The organism is Yoonia sp. (assembly GCF_030731595.1).
GTDB lineage: Bacteria > Pseudomonadota > Alphaproteobacteria > Rhodobacterales > Rhodobacteraceae > Yoonia.
This window is the reverse complement of sequence record NZ_JANQTS010000061.1, coordinates 1-17,081: the sequence shown is the minus strand read 5'-3', so window position 1 is coordinate 17,081 and position 17,081 is coordinate 1. Positions and strand designations below refer to the sequence as shown.

Below are 17,081 nucleotides of genomic sequence, written 5' to 3'. Positions count from 1 at the left end.
TCTTCGGTGCTGCTGATCACCTCCAGTTCGTCCTTCACCTGCGGAAAACTCTGCGCCAAAAACATTTGGAGCGCGGGAATGTCCATCTTGAGTTCCATATCGCCTCGCTGTGCTTTACCCTTGGACGCAAAGCAGCATGCGAGGGCAAGAATGACAATCCTAGAACGCGAAGATCGCGATTTTGTGGCGACCCTGACGATGAACGCGCCAGAGCGGTTGAATGCGCTCAGCGACGCGATGCTCTTGGCCCTGCAAACCACATTCGACGAGATCGCAGAGGATCGTTCCGTGCGTGCGGTGATCTTGCGCGGCACCGGCAAGGCGTTTTGCGCGGGCCATGACCTGAAGGAAATGCAAGCGGGACGGCAAGCGCCTGATGGCGGGGCGGCCTATTTCGCGGATCTTTTCACCCGTTGTGCCACCATGATGCAGCGTATCCAGTCCCTGCCCCAGCCCGTCATAGCCCAAGTCCACGGGATCGCCACAGCCGCCGGTTGCCAGCTTGTCGCCACCTGCGATCTGGCGATTGCGGATGACGAGACCCGCTTTGGGGTGAATGGCGTGAATATCGGCCTGTTTTGTTCCACCCCGATGGTCGCCCTGACCCGCAACATCAACCGTAAGGCCGCGTTCGAGATGCTGACAACGGGCCGTTTCATCAACGCCCGCGAAGCGCAAGAAGTGGGGCTGATCAACCGCGCGGTACATGCGGATACGCTGGAGCGCGACACGCTTGATTTGGCCCATGCGATTGCCGCCAAACTGCCCTCAGCCGTCAAGATCGGCAAACAAGCCTTCTACCAGCAAGCCCAGATGACCACCGCTGATGCCTATGTCTATACGGGCGACGTGATGGTGCAGAACATGCTCAAAGACGATACCAACGAAGGCATCACGGCCTTTTTGGAAAAGCGCAAACCTGACTGGCCGTAGTGGCCCACGGCTAGAGCCCGTAGATCTGCCCGAATTTCTCCTCGAGATAATCCAGCAGCGGCGCTTCTGACGGTTGCGCACCGATTGCATGGGTGACCGTCGCAACCGGCGTGCGTAATCCGCCAAATTGCTGCAGGTTTTCGCGCAACCAACCCGTCGCGCGTGACGTATCACCCCGCGCCAGATCATCATCCAAGCCCGGCACGGCCTGTCGCAAAGCCTCATGCAGACATCCCGCATAGACATTGCCCAGAGTATAGGTCGGGAAATAGCCAAACAGCCCTTCGGACCAATGCACATCCTGCAAGACGCCGTTGGACGGCTTATCGACGGCAAAACCGAAATCGGCGGCAAAGCGGTCGTTCCACGCGGCTTCCAGATCACCCACCGCCAGATCACCCGAGATCAATGCGCGTTCCAGATCAAAGCGCAGCAGCACATGCAGATTATATTGCACCTCGTCCGCTTCAGTACGGATAAACCCGTCGCTGACGCGGTTCACGGTCGCATAGAATGCCTCTTCATCGGCAATACCAAAGTCGCCGAACTGATCGCGCATCTGCCCGTACAGCCAGCCTGTAAAGGCGCGGCTGCGGCCCAGCTGGTTTTCATAAATCCGGCTTTGGCTTTCATGGACGCCCATGGACACTCCGGCCCCCAGCGGGGTCAGCAGGTGGGCGGCATCAATCCCTTGCTCATAAGTGGCATGGCCGACCTCGTGAATGGTCGAGTAAAAGCAGTTGAACGGATCGGTCAGGTTCGTGCGCGTCGTGATCCGCACATCAAGACCGGACCCAGAGCAAAACGGATGCACCGCCTTGTCGATCCGGCCATTGTCGAGGCTATAGCCAAAGGCCAATGCCAGTTTGCACGAAATCGCCAGTTGAGCTGCTTCATCAAAAGTACCGGACAAAGCAGCGGGCGCGGGCCGATCCAGAATGGCGGCACGCAACGCAACCAGGCGCGGGCGCAAGGCCGCGAACATGGCCCCAAGGCTGGCCCCCGTGGCCCCGGGTTCGTAGTCGTCCAGCAGCGCGTCGTAAGGATCGGTATTGCCCGCAATCGCCGCGGCTTCTTGGCGGCGCAGGTCCACGACCTTTTGCAGCATGGGCAAGAAGGAGGCCACATCTTCGTCGGCGCGGGCCTGCGCCCAGACACGGTGTGCCAAAGATGTTGTCTTGGCCAGTTCAGCCGCCAATGCGGCAGGGACCTTTGCGGTGCGCTCAAAACTGCGCCGGATATGGCGCAGGTTCGCGGCGGCGACCTCATCGGCGGCTTCCGCCTGGTCCAGCCATTCGCCCACGCGCGGATCAATCCGGCGGGCATGCAGGATATTGGCCATTGCCCCATGCTCTTCGGCGCGCTGCGGGGTCGCGGCATCGGGCATCATCGTTTCCTGATCCCAGCCCAAGCGTCCCGCGATCTGCCCCAGCGCTTCGGTTTCGCGCTGGAACTGCATCAATGCGTCATAGGCTGACATCAGGCACCTCGGATGGATTGTGGCAGTGGATATTGGGCCAGAAAGCGGCCGCGCAAGATCAATGCCCAAAGGATGACAGCGCCCAACTGATGGATGATCGCCAATTGCCAGGGCGCGGAATAAATCACTGTGACGATACCCAAGACGACTTGGAGAACCATCACCGCGATAATGGCATTAAAGGCAAACCGGGTATGGCCATTGGCGGACTTGCGGGCGCGTAACCAGACAAAAATTCCAAAGGCAAAGAGCAGATACCCGGCCATCCTGTGCATGAACTGCACAAGGCCCGCATCCTCGAAGAAATTGCGCCAGACGGGGCTAAGGCTCAGCGGCTCTGGCGGCAAGAAGCCTCCGGCCATCAGCGGCCAATCGGGAAAGGCGCGCCCTGCGTCGATGCCCGCAACCAGTGCGCCCAGAATGATCTGGAAAAAGGCAAAGCCAGCAAGCAGCGTGCCAAGCCGCGCAAGGCCCGCGTCGCCGCTGCGCCGCGCCTGCAAAAGATCGGCCTGACTGCGGCCCAATTGATAGATATACCATGCGATAAAGCCAAAGATCACAAAGGCCAGTCCAAGGTGCGTGGCAAGGCGGTAAGAGGCCACATCCAGCATCCCCTCGCGCAGGCCAGAGGATACCATCCACCAGCCGATTGCCCCTTGCAAGCCACCCAAACCCCCGATGAACAAGAGCTTCGGAGTCCATCCCGTGGGGATCTTGCGGGTGGCGAGAAAGAAAACAAAGCCTGCGGCCCAGACAAGGCCGATCACGCGGCCCAACTGCCGATGGCCCCATTCCCACCAGTAAATCACCTTGAATTCAGCCAGCGACATGCCGCGGTTCTGTAACTGGTATTCGGGGATTGCACGGTATTTGTCGAACTCTTCAGCCCATGCGGCCTCGGACATGGGGGGCATTGCACCGGTGACGGGCTTCCATTCGGTGATCGACAGGCCGCTGTCGGTCAGGCGGGTCAGGCCACCCACGACAATCATGATGACAACCAAACCGAAGAGCGCGATCAACCAGCCTCTGATCAATCCGCGCGCGCCCTGCCCGGCCTTGGCGATGCCGCCGGGTGCTGCGACTTGCTTGGGGGTGTCGCCAACCTCTTCAAAGATGCTGCGTTTCGTGGCCATCTTGGTCTCCGGTTCGTGTTGGGCGGAACCTATTCCTGGTGGGCGGCGGCTGCAAGCGGCAGGGTGCCACATGCAAGGTGGATCATGATCCCCCGAACCCGCATCTACCCGCGGTCTTTCCAGCGCACCATCTGGCGCATGATCCCGTGCAGCATCTGCACATCGGCCCGCGTCATGGGCATGCGCGACCACAGGTTGCGCAGGTTCATCTTCATATTCTCTGCCTTATGGTCGGGAAAAAAGAAACCGGCCTCTTGCAAACGCTCTTCGAAATGATCGCCCAGTTTCTCGATCTCGATCTGTTCGGCCCAGTCTCCGACGGCATCCACCCGCGACGGCGCTGCGGGCACATCGGCGCGCCGCCATTCGTATCCGGTCAGCAACACGCATTGCGCAAGGTTCAACGACGGAAAATCAGGGTTCACCGGCACCGAGATAATCGCATTCGCCCGCGCGATATCCTCGTTTTCCATGCCAGAGCGTTCCGGCCCGAAAAGGACCGCGACCTTCCCGCCCGCCGCTATCCGGTCGCGGGCGTCCTGCATGGCCGCCTCTGGTGTCAGAACGAGTTTGGTCAGACCGCGTGGCCGCGCTGTCGTGGCGTAAACATAGTCGCAATCGGCGATGGCTGCGGCGGTATCGTCAAAAATCTGCGCCTCGTCCAGCAACCGCCCCGCGCCGCTGGCCATCGCAACCGCCCTTTGGTTCGGCCAGCCATCGCGGGGCGCGATGATCCGCATCCGGTCCAGCCCGAAATTCCACATGCCGCGTGCGGCAGCGCCGATATTCTCGCCCATCTGCGGACGGATCAGAACGAATGCGGGTTGTGGCGTGGTGCTGGGCATGCTGGTTCCTCTGGTCTCGGAGCGGGTGATACGCGCGGACCTGATCTTGCGCAAGGCAGGGCCAAGATCAGGCGGGGCATGGTCAAGCCGCGCAAACCCCGCTAGAACGCGAGGCAACAGACAACACATTCGGATCGCCCTCATGTCGGACGCCCAAGACCTGCCGCAAATCTATCTGATCAGCCCTGCGGAATTTGATCTATCCACCTATCCCGCCCTGCTGGCCGCCTGTCTGGACAGCACCGATGTCGGCTGTGTCAGGCTGGCTTTGGGCACCAAGGACGAGACGCGGATCGCCAAGGCGGCCGACGCGCTGCGCGAAGTCACCCATGCCCGCGATGTGGCTTTGGTCATCGACAGCCATCTGATGATGGTCGAACGTCTGGGTCTGGATGGCGTGCATCTGACCGATGGCGCGCGGTCGGTCAAAAAGGTCCGCAAGGATCTGGGTGATGATGCGATCGTAGGCAGCTATTGCACCAATTCGCGCCATGACGGCATGACCGCTGGCGAGTTGGGGGCCGATTACGTCAGCTTTGGCCCGGTCGGCGTAACCCCTCTGGGTGACGGGCGTCAGGCGGATCTGGAATTGTTCGAATGGTGGTCCATGATGATCGAGGTGCCCGTGGTGGCCGAAGGTGCGCTGAACGCCGATCTTATCCGCGCCCTGACACCGCATACGGATTTCTTTGGCATTGGCGATGAAATCTGGGGGCAGGATGATCCGGCCAAAGCGCTTGCCGATCTATGCCGCGCCATGCAGGGCTAGCCCGCTGCGGACTGTCTTTTCCATCGCTAGGGCCAAGGCCTTGCGATCTGCGTAATCCGCGACGCGCACGGGAGGGTGGTATATGACCTCGACCCCGCCCTGCTTTGCCGCCGCCAAAGTCGACAGCAGATGCGGTGCGAAATCCATATCACCCCACCAGCCATAAAACCTTGGATCAGCGCCAAGAGGTGCGGTGTATCGCACCGTGACCGGCTGGACCTCAAGCGCGTCGCGCAAGGCGGGATCAAAGAAGGCCGCAAACAAAGCAGGTTTGAAGCCAAGCACCTGCAACCCATCGGTCGAGGTCCCTTCTGGAAAGAACAATAGCTTGTGACCAACCGAAAGCCTGTCCTTGAACACCGCAATCTGGCTGTTCACCTCACTGCGGTCGCGCTTGATGAACACAGTCCCCGTCGCCCGCGCGAGCCAGCCGATCCCGGGCCAGCCCGCGACTTCGGATTTTGACACGAAATAAATACGCTTGCGGGCATTAAGCGCAAAAATATCGAGCCATGAACTGTGATTGGCGACCACGGCCCCCGGGCCATTCATCGGGCGGCCTTGGGTCCGGTAGCGGATGCCCAGCAAGACAAAGGCGCTCCGGCAGACAAATTGGGTGATGTAAGGCGTGACCGGTCTGGCCAGTCCACACAGCGGGCGCTCGATCAGGCGGATCATCAGCAGAACCAACAAGCCACCAAAAACCAGAATGATCAGCGGCACAGCCCGCAAGACGACACGCAACCACGCCACAGGCCCTTTGACCGCGATGGCGGGTTTGTCTTCGCTGTCCCAGGTCTCAGCCACGGAGCCTGCCTTGGGCATAGATCGATTTTTGCAAGGCGTTAATCGCGTCGCTTTCCAGGATCAGGCAGATATCGACAGTATTGAAGGCATGATCGACAAAGGCCCCCTCGCCCACAGTGGCCCCCAAACGCAGGTAGGCCTTGATGAGGGCGGGCATGTCACGGATCGCGGACGGGCGATCAATCGCGTCAGGGTCACGGATATTCATCGAGATGGCCGAAGGACCAATGGCATGAACCCGCAGGCTGCGCGGCGCACGGTGGCGGTGATGCAGAAGGCTCAACTGGTCTTTGAGGCCCGCAACATCGGTTCCGTGGAACGAGGCCACACCAAACAAGATTTCGATCTGCTGTGCCGCCACAAATTCCGCGAGCGCGGCCCAAAGGTGCATCATGCCCAGCCCGCCGCGATAATCGGGATGCAGGCAGGATCGTCCCAGCTCCAGCAGCCGCTTGCCACTGGCGCGCAACAGCGACAGATCATATTCGTCTTCACAATAAAACTGACCGGCGGCGGCGGCCATTTGGGATGTCATCACACGGTAGACCCCGACGACGTTGTCGTCACGGCCACGCGCATCATCAATCAGCAACAGATGTGCGGCATGCGGGTCAAATGCGTCGCGCTCCAACCGGGCGGCATGATCCACCAAAGGCCCGTCGCCACCCAGCTCTGTCACGAAGACGTCATAGCGCAATCGTTGCGCGGCGCGCAGATCTTGTGCGGTACAAGCCAATCTGGTCCGAAACGTCGATTTCGGGCGATCTGTCATATCTGAAGGCGCATCCATGTTGGTGCATATCGTTGCAAATGAACAGTTTGGCAACGATTTCGTCGCTACTGACAAGAGAGTATTGACAAAAATTAAGGGTACTCTACCATAAGTTGCAGTTAATTGACTACAATCACGAGCATCACGCGTTTACCATCAATGACCTTTTTTCCCTCCTCCCGAAAATTGACAGTCACCTTTCCACCAATGTTGGATTGCACTTGCCCGATACCCCAATCCGGCTGGTCGGGATGGCGCACAAGCATGCCAGGTTCAAGTATCGCAGTGATATCCGTCATGTCTTTCCTCTCAGAACGGAGGCTGCACTATGCAACCTGACCTCGCAGCACTGGTTGGTTCACGTATCTGCCACGACCTTATCAGTCCAATTGGGGCGATCGGCAATGGCGTCGAGCTTTTGGCGCTCACAGATGGTGATACGGGCGCTGAAATGGAATTGATCAGCGAAAGTGTCCAGAACGCCAGTGCACGGATCAGGTATTTCCGCATCGCCTATGGGGCAGCCAGTGAAGAACAATTGGTCAGCCGCTCCGAGATCCTCTCGATCCTTTCTGCGACTGCGCGCGGGGGACGGATCAACTACATCTGGCAGGTCGATGGCGATCAATCACGGCGCATGGTGCGCTGTGCGCTGTTGATGTTGCAAGCGCTCGAGGCGGCGCTGCCAATGGGGGGCGATGTGCAAGTCTATAAGGACGCAAATGCCTGGGTGATGCGCGCCGAAGGGCCGCGACTGGCGGTCAACCAAGCCTTGTGGGACAATCTTTTGTCACCGCAGGTCGGTTTTCATCACACCGCAGCGCAAGTGCAATTTGCCTTGCTTCCCAGTGTCTTGACCGAGGCGGGACGCAGCCTGCAGTTCAAACAGGCCACCGATCATCTGCTTGTCCGCTTTTAGTCCCTTACGGTTCCGTCACCGGTCACCAGATATTTGAAACTGGTCAATTGCACCGCACCCACGGGGCCGCGGGCGTGCAACTTGCCCGTCGCGATACCGATCTCTGCACCCATCCCGAATTCGCCGCCATCGGCAAACTGGGTCGAGGCATTGTGCATCAGGATCGCGCTGTCGAGTTGCGAAAAGAAGTGCGCGGCAGCCTGATCATCGGCGGTGATGATGGCATCCGTGTGATTGGAGCCAAAGGTGCGGATGTGGTCGATTGCGGCATCCACACCGTCGACCAGTTTCGCAGCACAGATCATATCAAGGAATTCCTTGCCGAAATCATCCGGATTGGCCGGCGTGGTCCCCGCGATCTTGGCCAGATCACCCTCGGCCCGCACCTCGACCCCGGCCTTGAGCAAAGCGTCAATCAGGATTGACCCGTGTTGGGTATAGAACCGCCAGTCGATCAGCAGACACTCCATCGCGCCGCAAATGCCCGTGCGTCGTGTCTTGGCGTTCAGCACAATTTCAAGCGCCATAGCAGGATCAGCGGTGGCGCCCACATAGATGTGGCAAATACCTTCAAGATGGGCAAAAACAGGGACCCGCGCCTCGCGCTGAACCAGCCCCACAAGGCCCTTGCCGCCGCGCGGCACGATCACATCAATATGGTCGGTCGCGGTCAGCATCGCGGACACAGCAGCACGGTCCCGCGTGGGCACCAGCTGGATCGACGCCGCAGGTAGCCCGGCCTGCTTCAGCCCGGTCAGCAAACACTGGTGAATTGCGGTGGATGAATGAAAACTCTCGGACCCGCCGCGCAGGATCACCGCATTACCCGATTGCAGGCATAGCGCGCCGGCATCTGCGGTCACGTTGGGGCGGCTTTCATAGATCACACCGATAACACCCAAAGGCGTGCGGACACGGCGAATGTTCAGGCCCGAAGGCATGTCCCATTGATCCATCACCGCACCAACTGGGTCCGCTTGGGCGGCCACATTGCGCAGCCCTTCGGCCATGGCGCGGATGCGTGGCTCGTCCAGCATCAGACGGTCCATCATGGCAGGGCTAAGACCCTTCTGTTCGCCATAGACCAGATCTTCGGCATTGGCGTCCATGATCGCCATGCGGTTTTCCCAAATGGCCTCTGCCGCACCGATCAGGGCCGCATGCTTGCGCTCTGACCCGACCGTGGCCAGCACAGTGGCTGCCGCGCGCGCATCAGCGCCGATTTTCGCCATCATAGGCCCGATGGTGTCTTGATCGTTCATCGCCGTCTCCTACAGCACCATATCGTCGCGGTGTACCAATGCAGCGCGCCCCTCATAACCCAGAATGGCCACGATGTCAGCGGTGCGGCAGCCGATAATCTGGCGGGCCTCCGCGCTGGTATAGCGCACCAGCCCCTGCCCCAGTTGCACGCCCTCAGCACTGGCTATCGCCACCAGATCGCCGCGTCCGAAAGTCCCGCTGATCTGGGTGACGCCGGCGGGCAAAAGGCTTTTGCCGCGTTTGAGCGCCTCGCCTGCTCCGGCATCGACCGTCACTGTGCCGCGCGGCTTCATTGCCGAAATCCAGCGTTTGCGCGCGGCTTGCGGATCGGTTTGCGCGGCAAACCATGTGGCCGCAGCCCCGTTTTCCAACGCACCCAGCGGGTGCAATGCGGTGCCAAGGGCGATAGCCATGGCACAGCCGCCTTCGGTCGCGACTTTTGCAGCCATGATCTTGGTAATCATCCCGCCTTTGGACAGGCTCGAGGCGGCGTCGCCTGCCATCGCCTCGATCTCCGGTGTGATTTTCTCAACATAATCAAGGTGTTTTGCGTCACTCTTCAGTTTCGGATTGGCCGTATAAAGCCCGTCAACATCGGACAGGAGGATCAGTTGATCGGCACCCACGGTCACGGCGACCTGTGCGGCAAGGCGATCATTGTCGCCATATCTGATCTCATCCGTCGCGATTGTATCGTTTTCGTTAACAATAGGCGTGACACCCAACCCCAACATGGTTTCCATCGTCGCACGGCTATTGAGATAGCGGCGGCGATCCTGAGAATCCTCAAGCGTGACAAGCACTTGACCCGTTACAATCCCATGCGGCGATAGCGCCTCTTCGTAGGCGCGCGCCAGCCGGATCTGCCCCACAGCGGCGGCGGCTTGCGATTGTTCCAGCGCGAGTGAAGTCAGCGGCAAACCCAGAATACCACGCCCCAAAGCGATAGAGCCGGAGGATACGATAATCACATCCGTCCCGCGTGCCCTGATGCGGGCCACATCTGCGGCAAGTGCGGTCAGCCAGTCTTGGCGCAGCTTGCCCGTGCCGCTGTCAACCAGCAAGGCAGAGCCGATCTTGACCACAAGGCGTTTGGCATCGGTTAAGGCTGCCATGGCGCATCCTCTGCCGCCGCGTCGGTTTCGGTGCGGTGACGCAAACGGTTATCATCAATTTCGGCACGCAGCGCCCGCAGGACCTCGGGAATCCCCTCGCGCGTGACGCCGGACATCAGCATGACAGGCCCTTCGGCGACAGCGGCAATCTCGTCGCGCAGAAAGGCGCGTTCTTCTTCGTCCAGCGCGTCGATCTTGTTCAGGACCGTGATACGGGGCTTGTCGGCGAGTTCGCCGCCATAGGCCTCGAGTTCGCCAATGATTGTGGTCAGATCATCGGCCGGATCACCAGAGGTGCCGTCGATCAGGTGCAACAGGACCGCGCAGCGTTCCACGTGACCAAGGAACATATCGCCCAAACCGCGCCCTTCGCTGGCACCCGCAATCAGACCGGGGATATCGGCGACCACGAATTCCACCTCGTCGATGCCGACAACGCCAAGGTTGGGGATCAGCGTGGTAAAGGGATAGTCGGCCACTTTCGGACGGGCATTCGAGGTCGCGGCCAGAAAGGTGGACTTGCCCGCGTTCGGCATCCCCAAAAGACCCACATCGGCGATCAGTTTCAGGCGCAGCCAGATCGTGCGCTCAATCGCCTCTTGGCCGGGGTTCGCGCGACGGGGGGCCTGGTTCGTTGCGGTCTTGAAATGCAAATTGCCCCAGCCGCCATTGCCACCCTTGGCAATCACGATGCGCTGGCCGACCTCGGTCAGATCGGCGATGATTGTTTCTTCGTCCTCGTCGATAATCTCGGTTCCGACAGGCACGCGCAGGACTTTGTCCTCGCCATCCTTGCCGGTACGTTGGCTGCCCATACCATGCTGGCCGTTGCCCGCAAAAAAGTGCTGCTGATAGCGGAAATCGATCAGCGTGTTCAGGCCATCCACGGCCTCGACAATCACATCGCCGCCATTGCCGCCATCGCCGCCATCAGGTCCGCCGTATTCGATGAACTTTTCACGTCGAAACGAGATACAGCCCGCACCACCGGCGCCGGACCGGATATAGACCTTGGCAAGATCGAGAAATTTCATGTTTTCGGCTTTCTGGGCTGTTCAGTGCTGCCGATAAACTACTGTGAGGCAGTTCTCAAGCGGTCCCAACCGGAACGGTCATTTGCTGATCTTGAGCGTATAGGTCCATGTGGGAACAGTCGCGTTGCGCGAGACAGAAAACGCTTCTGCATCGCCGAGGTAATCAAAACCGCAGTTGGTCAGTACGCGGGCAGAGCCGGGATTGTCCTGAAACACCTCGGCAAAGATCCGGTCGGACTGGTGCGGGTTGGCTGCAATCAACGCGCGTACGGCTTCGGTGGCAAAGCCTGTGTTCCAGAACGCGGGTGCGATCCAATAGAAGATCTCTGATTGTTGGCGGTCCATATGGTCAAGACTGATCAGGCCAAGCGCCTCTGCATGGCCCTGGGCAGAACCGTCGATGACCCAGACATCCTCTGACCGGTCCTTCAGGGACGCGCGTTCGATCATCGCCTCGACTGTACCGGGCGGGAGCGGATGCGGCATCGCGCGGGTGCCACGTGCAACACGGTCATCGCTGGCATACATCGCAATCAGACCGGCATCAGACTTGCGGCAAGGGCGCAAGACAAAACGGTCTGCTTCAATGGTCTGCTGAACGGTGATCTCTTCATATCGCATTGCTTTCCTCCCTGAAAACAATCTGGCCTGTCGGCACCTCTACGCAAAGATGGTGGCAGAAATGTGAATAAAAAAGGGGACCGGTCTTCACCGATCCCCTCAATTACGTTACCTGAGACTTTCGGCTTATTCAGCGGCCTCCGCCACTGGGAGAACCGAAATAAAGGTACGGCCCTTGAGGCCTGTGTGGAATTTTACGTGACCGTCGACGGTCGCAAAGATTGTGTGATCCTTGCCCATACCAACGCCCATGCCCGGCCACATCTTGGTGCCGCGCTGGCGCATGATGATGTTGCCCGGAACGACGACTTCGCCGCCGAATTTTTTCACGCCAAGGCGACGACCTGCTGAGTCGCGCCCGTTACGGGATGAACCGCCTGCTTTTTTATGTGCCATTTGGTCTCTCCTTAGCCTTTTGCCAGCTCGACCGCTTGTGCGATCCAGCCTTCACGTTCGATACGGCCTTTGAACGACAGTTTCTCGTCCATAGCAGCCACGTCTGCCTCAGTCCATGCAGCAACCTGTGCAAATGTTGTTACACCTGCCTCGTGCAGCTTCTTCTCAAGGGCTGGTCCAACGCCGGACAGCTTCTTGAGGTCATCGCCAGCGGCGTCGGCCTTTGGTGCGGCTTTTGCCTTTGGGGCAGCCTTTGGCTTTTCGGCTTTTGGCGCAGAGGCGCGTGCCGCAGCAGCCGCAGCTTTCTTGGATGCCGGTGCACCCTTGCTGGTATCAACGGTTTTGATGCCTTTGCCGGAGACAGCCGCCATAACACCAGACTTGTCGGCGCCTTTTTCAAGGATGTCCGCAATGCGCACAACAGTCAGTTGCTGACGGTGGCCTTTTGTGCGCTGGCTGCCGTGCTTACGACGACGCTTGACGAAGTTGATCGTCTTTTCGCCTTTGATCTGGTCGATCACTTCAGCCTGGACGCCAGCGCCCTCGACCAAAGGTGAACCCACTGTGGAGCCGACCATGAGAATCTCGTTGAATTGGATTTTGTCGCCGGCAACAGCGGCCAGCTTTTCGACACGAAGTACGTCGCCAGAGGCCACTTTGTACTGCTTGCCGCCGGTTTTGAGAACCGCAAACATATGTTATTCCTTTGTCTTTCGCGTCGCTGAGGCCCCGGAATGCTCCGGCGTTTGGTACCTGTGGACTGCGCGCCCTTGGGCGTGTTTTCGCATAAACCCCTACAAGTCCCTTGCAGAGATGGCGGCTTATCTGACCAATGCCCTTGTAAGTCAACCCAAAAGAAGGTGAAAAACCCATGCGTTTGCCATTGATCACACTCGTCCTTGTCGCAGCTTGCAGCAACGATCCCAACCATACGGGCAATCCGCTCGGCTTGCCCATGTCCGGGGCCAGCAGCGTCTTTGGCTCTGCAGCCTATACCAAGCGGCGCGGAGAGGTGGAAGTCATCGTGAAATCCAATTTCGACGCGATCAGAACCGACATTCGCGCCGGTGGCGGACCGGTCCTGACCAAAGCGATGGATGCCGCGGGCATCCCCGAGCGCGACCGCCCGACCCGCATCATCCAGTTGCAATCAGATTCCGCACTTTACAACAGCACTCCGGGCGCTTTGGTGACCGCGCTTATGGTTTACGGCGGCTAGAACCCGACCAGCAAGGAATCGCGTTTGGCGACCATGTCCCAAAAGGCTTTGGACTTGGAAATGCCGTCGGCGAGATCTGTCGGGATGCCACGCGCAATCATCCGGTCATAGAGTGTTTGCGGATAGCCCGGCGTGACCGAAGGCACGCTGACCATCGGGTTGATATCCACCGCAATGGCGGCCGCCTCTGGCGGGCAGCCGCGGGTTGGGTCACCGCTGACCGGACGCCCGTCTGCAGTCAGCCGTGTTACGGCAGCAAAATAGATCGTGCATTCAGAGAACAGCAATTCAGCCTGTCGTGGATCATCCGCCGGCAAGTCGGGCTGCGGCGGGATCGGTGCGGTCTGCGCGCAGGCGGCAAGCAGAGCAAGCGCAAATATGGCGGGTTTCATCGAAGCCACTGGGTATTTCCTCGTCATCTAAAACTGCACCCCCGGGCGCGAGAATGACACCAAGATGTCAAGAAGGCAAAGGTCTTGGATCAGGATACTAGAGCTCTTGCGTTGTCATGAACCGCGACGCAGCCAACCCGAGAGCGCGGGAGATGTCGTCAAACATCCCGTTGAACGACAGGAAAAGCGCACTGGTCAGGTCCTGCCCTGCCTCTGTCTGGGAGAATGCGATATAAGCATCAAGATCAGCATCCGGCAAAGGCTGATAGGCCATCAAAAGGAAGGAATAGACCCACTCTGTCGTGTCACGCCGGATATCGGGTTCCTGTGCCCAGACATCCTGCAAGGCGGTCTCTGCCGTCATGCCAGCCGGCATCACGCCGCCGTCGATCAGGCCAAGATAAAAGGCATAGCTGGAATTCATGGACCCGACGACATTGGCCTCGATCAGATCGTTGGCGGTCACAAATTCCTGCACAAGCTGGTAGCGCGGGGTATCATCCATCATGGCGATTGCCGCGTTTTCCTTGCTGGCTTCTTCGACGGCCTCATCCAGCATGGCGCGGCGCGCGCTCACTTCAAGATCGATGATTGTTGTACCGGTTTCGGATGTGAAGAAATCGATCATCGCATCGATGTCATCCCCTTCCAAAGCTTCACCAAAGGCGCCACGCACCTCTTCCAGCATCATCTGCGGATCATAGATTGCCGAAACAGCAAGGTCCCATTGGGCAGAGCCACCCCCCGGCAGCATGTCCGTCGCCAAGGTCTGGCCATAAGCCAGCCCCTCCTCGCGCATGATCTGGATCATTTCGGGCATACCGAGCGCTTCGAACAAAGTATCGACCTTCGCAGCATCGGCATCTTGTGCCGCAAGTGGCGATGTCGCCAATGTCAGGGCAAGGGCAAACGGGGCGGCAAGACGGAGCATGGCTCATCCTTTCTCGATCACAGTTGAAAAGGTTGTAAGCACGCCGACTGCGGTTTCCAAGACCATGCACGCAATTGTCAGCACGGTGCGGATTGCCTCTTGCAGACCGGCGCACAGGGCAGTACGACGCGCCCACCCCCCGCGGAGAGGTGCCGGAGTGGTCGAACGGGGCGGTCTCGAAAACCGTTGTGGGTGCAAGCCCACCCAGGGTTCGAATCCCTGTCTCTCCGCCAATATACCTCAATGGCATCTGTGCGTTGTGTTTCGACTGTATCAGCTACTTCCAATTGGCTTTACAAGATGTGGCACACAATGAGGTGCTTTTTGCATTTGCTGCTGATCGGGGATGGTTGTTTCGATGAGCTACCCCGATTTGCCAAAGAGCTTGTTCATCCACCCACTTGATTTATTTGCCTTTAGCGTCGTTGCAATTTGGTTTTTTGTTTCCTGTTCAACGCGCAACGGCTTGAGAAGGGTCACATGTATAAAATCGCGCTCTAGGTCATACCTCGGATATCTATCCAGTTTATCAGCGAACCTCTGTAGAAAATCTTCATCCAAGGGTGTTGTTGAATACTTCGTGTGGAGAGGCTCGAACCCAACCAGATTGAAATAGTTGAAGTAGTCCGCGATCGAGAGCTGATTAACCCAAGAAGACCCATATAACGTCACTTGTCGATAGGATGGTTCGGCAGAATTGTCTTGCATCCAAGTATCTCCAACCGGACTTTTCTTGAGATGTTTCCGATAGAATTCATCAATGACCTCGTCTGAAAACAAAAGATGTGGCCATGGAAAGAAAATTTCACGATAGCGATGCGATGCTTTGGGGCCGCGATAGAGATTTGCGCTAAGAAGAAGATGCCCGCCTGGCTTTAGTACCTCGAAGGCCCGCTCCAGCATCCTATAGGGATGGCGGACGTGTTCCCAAACAGAATTTGAATAGATGATATCAAAACTTCCCAAATCTAGCGGGTTGTCGTCAGTCAGATCGGTTTGGATCAATGAAACGCCATCTTGGTGCTCATCCCAATTTGGATATTTGGAGACATCCACACCGACAACTTCGCACCCAAAATGGCTATTGAGTGCACGGCAAACTTCCCCGCGTCCACATCCAATTTCAAGAACACGCTTTTTCGAAACGGACATGCGGCGGTCAATGTTGATTGCACGTTTGTTCGCTCTTTCAATGAGAGTAGCTTTATCGTATTTGGGCGGTTCAGCGACCAGAGGTTTGGTCTTGTACTCTTCGTTGAGCTCTAGAAAAAGATTGATATCGTAACGCATCCACTGATTCCTCCGGTAGTCTCTATTCGGACTTTGCATTCAAATCTGGCACGGCATAGTTCTTGATTTGCAACTCTTTAGGTTGGCTTTTCTTTATAGCTAATATCTAGGTTTGTGGCTGCGGTTGCACAAATGGAACGCCAAGTCCTGCTGTCCTTTACAAAGTCTTGCCCCGCTTGCTGCACTCTTCCGATCAGACTTCTGTCAGCAATCAGAAGCGCCAGTTGTTCCTCCAAATGGTCTGCATCACCCGCGCGGAACACCATCCCGGTTATGCCGCTTTCGACCATATCACTCAAGGCGGCGACATCAGACACTACGACTGCCTTTGCTTTTGCCATCGCTTCGAGCGGCTTGATTGGTGAAACCATGTGTGCGACCTCATACGGTCGCCTCGGAATTGGTGCTATGTCGATAAGGGAGTAGTAACGTTCCACCTCGGAGAAAGGCACACGGCCAGGCATGATGAGGCGTTCAAAAATTCCAGCATCTTTGAAGATTTTCCTGATCTCATCGGTGATTGGTGTCCCCTCAACCTTATTAGGCTTCTCTTGACCTACCAATAGCAGCCTGAAGTCCACACCTCTTTTTGCAAGCCCAACGCAGGCCTGCGCCAAATCCTGCAATCCTTCATATTCGAGTATTGAGCCAATGTAGCCAATGACTGGGCATTCCTTGGGCAAGTTGAGTTTATCAGCAAGGTCTCTATCGGCAGGAAGTGATCGGACAAATTCTTCTGCGACGCCATTCGGCATCAGGCTAATCTTTTCTTTATTGACGCCCCGCTTTACGAGATCGTCACGCATCTGGCTTGTCAATGTAAAGACTTGATCAGCAGACCTTGCGATAAACGCTTCAAGTTGTTGGCTCACAGCAAATTCGATTGTACTTGAAAAATCAGGGTCTCTCGCGAGACGCGAGATTTCCCAGAAACCACGTACTTCGTAAGTAAATGGAAGCCCTAAACGCGACGAGGCGATGAGTGCAGGTAAGGCATTAATGTGATTTGACGCCGCAATGACGTTTCCAGGCTCCAACTCTCTAATCTTGTCGGTCAAGACATCCGCAGCATGCAGAACGTACTCCAAAAAGGATAACCCACGTTGATAAGGTTTCTTTAGCCGATGATAAATGACATTATTGTAGGTCTCCACATCAG

Annotated in this window: 20 protein-coding genes and 1 tRNA gene; 5 read left to right on the top strand and 16 right to left on the bottom strand. The window is 57.8% G+C overall.

Translation table 11 applies throughout. From position 1 onward, the window contains the following. Positions 1-120: 120 nt before the first annotated feature. Positions 121-933 carry an enoyl-CoA hydratase gene (locus tag NWQ23_RS06265; protein WP_306165403.1) on the top strand — a complete coding sequence of 271 codons (813 nt, stop codon included), beginning with the start codon at positions 121-123 and terminating at the stop codon, positions 931-933. A gap of 10 nt (positions 934-943) precedes the next feature. On the opposite strand, the gene NWQ23_RS06260 is transcribed toward NWQ23_RS06265, so the two are convergent. From NWQ23_RS06260 to NWQ23_RS06250, 3 genes are all read right to left on the bottom strand, one after another. Beyond that, a complete protein-coding gene (locus NWQ23_RS06260) occupies positions 944-2,413 on the bottom strand; it encodes a carboxypeptidase M32 (protein ID WP_306165401.1) in 1,470 nt (489 codons plus the stop codon). After that, positions 2,413-3,549 (bottom strand): heme A synthase, encoded by a 1,137-nt coding sequence (ctaA, locus tag NWQ23_RS06255; protein WP_306165399.1) that lies wholly within the window; start codon positions 3,547-3,549, stop codon positions 2,413-2,415. Before ctaA ends, NWQ23_RS06260 begins: the two co-directional genes overlap by 1 nt. A gap of 104 nt (positions 3,550-3,653) precedes the next feature. Continuing rightward, positions 3,654-4,394 (bottom strand): RNA methyltransferase, encoded by a 741-nt coding sequence (locus NWQ23_RS06250; RefSeq protein WP_306165398.1) that lies wholly within the window; start codon positions 4,392-4,394, stop codon positions 3,654-3,656. A gap of 142 nt (positions 4,395-4,536) precedes the next feature. On the opposite strand from NWQ23_RS06250, the gene NWQ23_RS06245 reads away from it, so the two are divergent. Continuing rightward, positions 4,537-5,163 (top strand): thiamine phosphate synthase, encoded by a 627-nt coding sequence (locus NWQ23_RS06245; RefSeq protein WP_306165397.1) that lies wholly within the window; start codon positions 4,537-4,539, stop codon positions 5,161-5,163. Here NWQ23_RS06245 and NWQ23_RS06240 read toward each other — a convergent pair. The 3 genes from NWQ23_RS06240 to NWQ23_RS06230 form a co-directional block, all read right to left on the bottom strand. Then, entirely contained in the window at positions 5,140-5,970 is an 831-nt protein-coding gene (locus NWQ23_RS06240) for a 1-acyl-sn-glycerol-3-phosphate acyltransferase (RefSeq protein WP_306165396.1), read from the bottom strand. The genes NWQ23_RS06245 and NWQ23_RS06240 overlap by 24 nt on opposite strands. Continuing rightward, on the bottom strand, positions 5,963-6,760 hold the full coding sequence (locus tag NWQ23_RS06235) for a GNAT family N-acetyltransferase (protein WP_306165395.1): 798 nt from the start codon (positions 6,758-6,760) through the stop codon (positions 5,963-5,965). The genes NWQ23_RS06240 and NWQ23_RS06235 overlap by 8 nt, the downstream gene beginning before the upstream one ends. A gap of 101 nt (positions 6,761-6,861) precedes the next feature. Continuing rightward, positions 6,862-7,041, bottom strand: a complete 180-nt coding sequence (locus NWQ23_RS06230; protein WP_306165394.1) for a DUF3553 domain-containing protein — start codon at positions 7,039-7,041, stop codon at positions 6,862-6,864. 29 nt (positions 7,042-7,070) lie between these two features. On the opposite strand from NWQ23_RS06230, the gene NWQ23_RS06225 reads away from it, so the two are divergent. Beyond that, positions 7,071-7,661 carry a histidine phosphotransferase family protein gene (locus NWQ23_RS06225; protein WP_306165393.1) on the top strand — a complete coding sequence of 197 codons (591 nt, stop codon included), beginning with the start codon at positions 7,071-7,073 and terminating at the stop codon, positions 7,659-7,661. Here the strand turns inward: NWQ23_RS06225 and NWQ23_RS06220 are convergent. The 6 genes from NWQ23_RS06220 to NWQ23_RS06195 form a co-directional block, all read right to left on the bottom strand. After that, positions 7,658-8,923 carry a glutamate-5-semialdehyde dehydrogenase gene (locus NWQ23_RS06220; protein WP_306165392.1) on the bottom strand — a complete coding sequence of 422 codons (1,266 nt, stop codon included), beginning with the start codon at positions 8,921-8,923 and terminating at the stop codon, positions 7,658-7,660. The two genes, NWQ23_RS06225 and NWQ23_RS06220, sit on opposite strands and share 4 nt — an antisense overlap. 9 nt (positions 8,924-8,932) lie before the next feature. Beyond that, complete coding sequence (gene proB / locus NWQ23_RS06215; protein ID WP_306165391.1) at positions 8,933-10,039, bottom strand: glutamate 5-kinase; 1,107 nt, start codon at positions 10,037-10,039, stop codon at positions 8,933-8,935. Then, on the bottom strand, positions 10,027-11,073 hold the full coding sequence (gene obgE / locus NWQ23_RS06210) for a GTPase ObgE (RefSeq protein ID WP_306165390.1): 1,047 nt from the start codon (positions 11,071-11,073) through the stop codon (positions 10,027-10,029). Before obgE ends, proB begins: the two co-directional genes overlap by 13 nt. Before the next feature lie 78 nt (positions 11,074-11,151). Then, positions 11,152-11,694, bottom strand: coding sequence for a GNAT family N-acetyltransferase (locus NWQ23_RS06205; RefSeq protein ID WP_306165389.1), 543 nt, complete (start codon positions 11,692-11,694; stop codon positions 11,152-11,154). Positions 11,695-11,820: 126 nt separating this feature from the next. Beyond that, a complete protein-coding gene (rpmA, locus tag NWQ23_RS06200; RefSeq protein ID WP_306165388.1) occupies positions 11,821-12,090 on the bottom strand; it encodes a 50S ribosomal protein L27 in 270 nt (89 codons plus the stop codon). Positions 12,091-12,101: 11 nt separating this feature from the next. Then, on the bottom strand, positions 12,102-12,785 hold the full coding sequence (locus NWQ23_RS06195) for a 50S ribosomal protein L21 (RefSeq protein ID WP_306165387.1): 684 nt from the start codon (positions 12,783-12,785) through the stop codon (positions 12,102-12,104). 176 nt (positions 12,786-12,961) lie between these two features. On the opposite strand from NWQ23_RS06195, the gene NWQ23_RS06190 reads away from it, so the two are divergent. Next, positions 12,962-13,309, top strand: coding sequence for a hypothetical protein (locus NWQ23_RS06190; RefSeq protein ID WP_306165386.1), 348 nt, complete (start codon positions 12,962-12,964; stop codon positions 13,307-13,309). On the opposite strand, the gene NWQ23_RS06185 is transcribed toward NWQ23_RS06190, so the two are convergent. Together NWQ23_RS06185 and NWQ23_RS06180 are read right to left on the bottom strand one after the other, a co-directional pair. Continuing rightward, entirely contained in the window at positions 13,306-13,728 is a 423-nt protein-coding gene (locus tag NWQ23_RS06185; protein ID WP_306165385.1) for a hypothetical protein, read from the bottom strand. The genes NWQ23_RS06190 and NWQ23_RS06185 overlap by 4 nt on opposite strands. A 70-nt stretch (positions 13,729-13,798) precedes the next feature. After that, entirely contained in the window at positions 13,799-14,632 is an 834-nt protein-coding gene (locus NWQ23_RS06180) for a DUF2059 domain-containing protein (protein ID WP_306165384.1), read from the bottom strand. 143 nt (positions 14,633-14,775) lie between these two features. On the opposite strand from NWQ23_RS06180, the gene NWQ23_RS06175 reads away from it, so the two are divergent. Then, positions 14,776-14,865 (top strand) — tRNA-Ser (locus NWQ23_RS06175). 130 nt (positions 14,866-14,995) lie between these two features. Here NWQ23_RS06175 and NWQ23_RS06170 read toward each other — a convergent pair. Further along, the gene (locus tag NWQ23_RS06170; RefSeq protein WP_306165383.1) at positions 14,996-15,922 is read right to left on the bottom strand and encodes a bifunctional 2-polyprenyl-6-hydroxyphenol methylase/3-demethylubiquinol 3-O-methyltransferase UbiG; all 927 of its coding nucleotides are present in this window, start codon (positions 15,920-15,922) and stop codon (positions 14,996-14,998) included. Positions 15,923-15,999: 77 nt separating this feature from the next. Further along, positions 16,000-17,081, bottom strand: a 1,082-nt coding sequence (locus NWQ23_RS06165; protein ID WP_306165382.1) for a glycosyltransferase, incomplete at its 5' end; no start/stop codon positions are given.

Excerpts from the sequence above, each read along its gene's own strand:
- NWQ23_RS06260 (WP_306165401.1), bottom strand. The coding sequence starts at position 2,413 with ATGTCAGCCTATGACGCATTGATGCAGTTCCAGCGCGAAACCGAAGCG.
- ctaA (WP_306165399.1), bottom strand. The coding sequence starts at position 3,549 with ATGGCCACGAAACGCAGCATCTTTGAAGAGGTTGGCGACACCCCCAAG.
- NWQ23_RS06250 (WP_306165398.1), bottom strand. The coding sequence starts at position 4,394 with ATGCCCAGCACCACGCCACAACCCGCATTCGTTCTGATCCGTCCGCAG.
- NWQ23_RS06245 (WP_306165397.1), top strand. The coding sequence starts at position 4,537 with ATGTCGGACGCCCAAGACCTGCCGCAAATCTATCTGATCAGCCCTGCG.
- NWQ23_RS06235 (WP_306165395.1), bottom strand. The coding sequence starts at position 6,760 with ATGGATGCGCCTTCAGATATGACAGATCGCCCGAAATCGACGTTTCGG.
- NWQ23_RS06230 (WP_306165394.1), bottom strand. The coding sequence starts at position 7,041 with ATGACGGATATCACTGCGATACTTGAACCTGGCATGCTTGTGCGCCAT.
- NWQ23_RS06225 (WP_306165393.1), top strand. The coding sequence starts at position 7,071 with ATGCAACCTGACCTCGCAGCACTGGTTGGTTCACGTATCTGCCACGAC.
- NWQ23_RS06220 (WP_306165392.1), bottom strand. The coding sequence starts at position 8,923 with ATGAACGATCAAGACACCATCGGGCCTATGATGGCGAAAATCGGCGCT.
- proB (WP_306165391.1), bottom strand. The coding sequence starts at position 10,039 with ATGGCAGCCTTAACCGATGCCAAACGCCTTGTGGTCAAGATCGGCTCT.
- obgE (WP_306165390.1), bottom strand. The coding sequence starts at position 11,073 with ATGAAATTTCTCGATCTTGCCAAGGTCTATATCCGGTCCGGCGCCGGT.
- NWQ23_RS06205 (WP_306165389.1), bottom strand. The coding sequence starts at position 11,694 with ATGCGATATGAAGAGATCACCGTTCAGCAGACCATTGAAGCAGACCGT.
- rpmA (WP_306165388.1), bottom strand. The coding sequence starts at position 12,090 with ATGGCACATAAAAAAGCAGGCGGTTCATCCCGTAACGGGCGCGACTCA.
- NWQ23_RS06195 (WP_306165387.1), bottom strand. The coding sequence starts at position 12,785 with ATGTTTGCGGTTCTCAAAACCGGCGGCAAGCAGTACAAAGTGGCCTCT.
- NWQ23_RS06190 (WP_306165386.1), top strand. The coding sequence starts at position 12,962 with ATGCGTTTGCCATTGATCACACTCGTCCTTGTCGCAGCTTGCAGCAAC.
- NWQ23_RS06185 (WP_306165385.1), bottom strand. The coding sequence starts at position 13,728 with ATGACGAGGAAATACCCAGTGGCTTCGATGAAACCCGCCATATTTGCG.
- NWQ23_RS06180 (WP_306165384.1), bottom strand. The coding sequence starts at position 14,632 with ATGCTCCGTCTTGCCGCCCCGTTTGCCCTTGCCCTGACATTGGCGACA.
- NWQ23_RS06170 (WP_306165383.1), bottom strand. The coding sequence starts at position 15,922 with ATGCGTTACGATATCAATCTTTTTCTAGAGCTCAACGAAGAGTACAAG.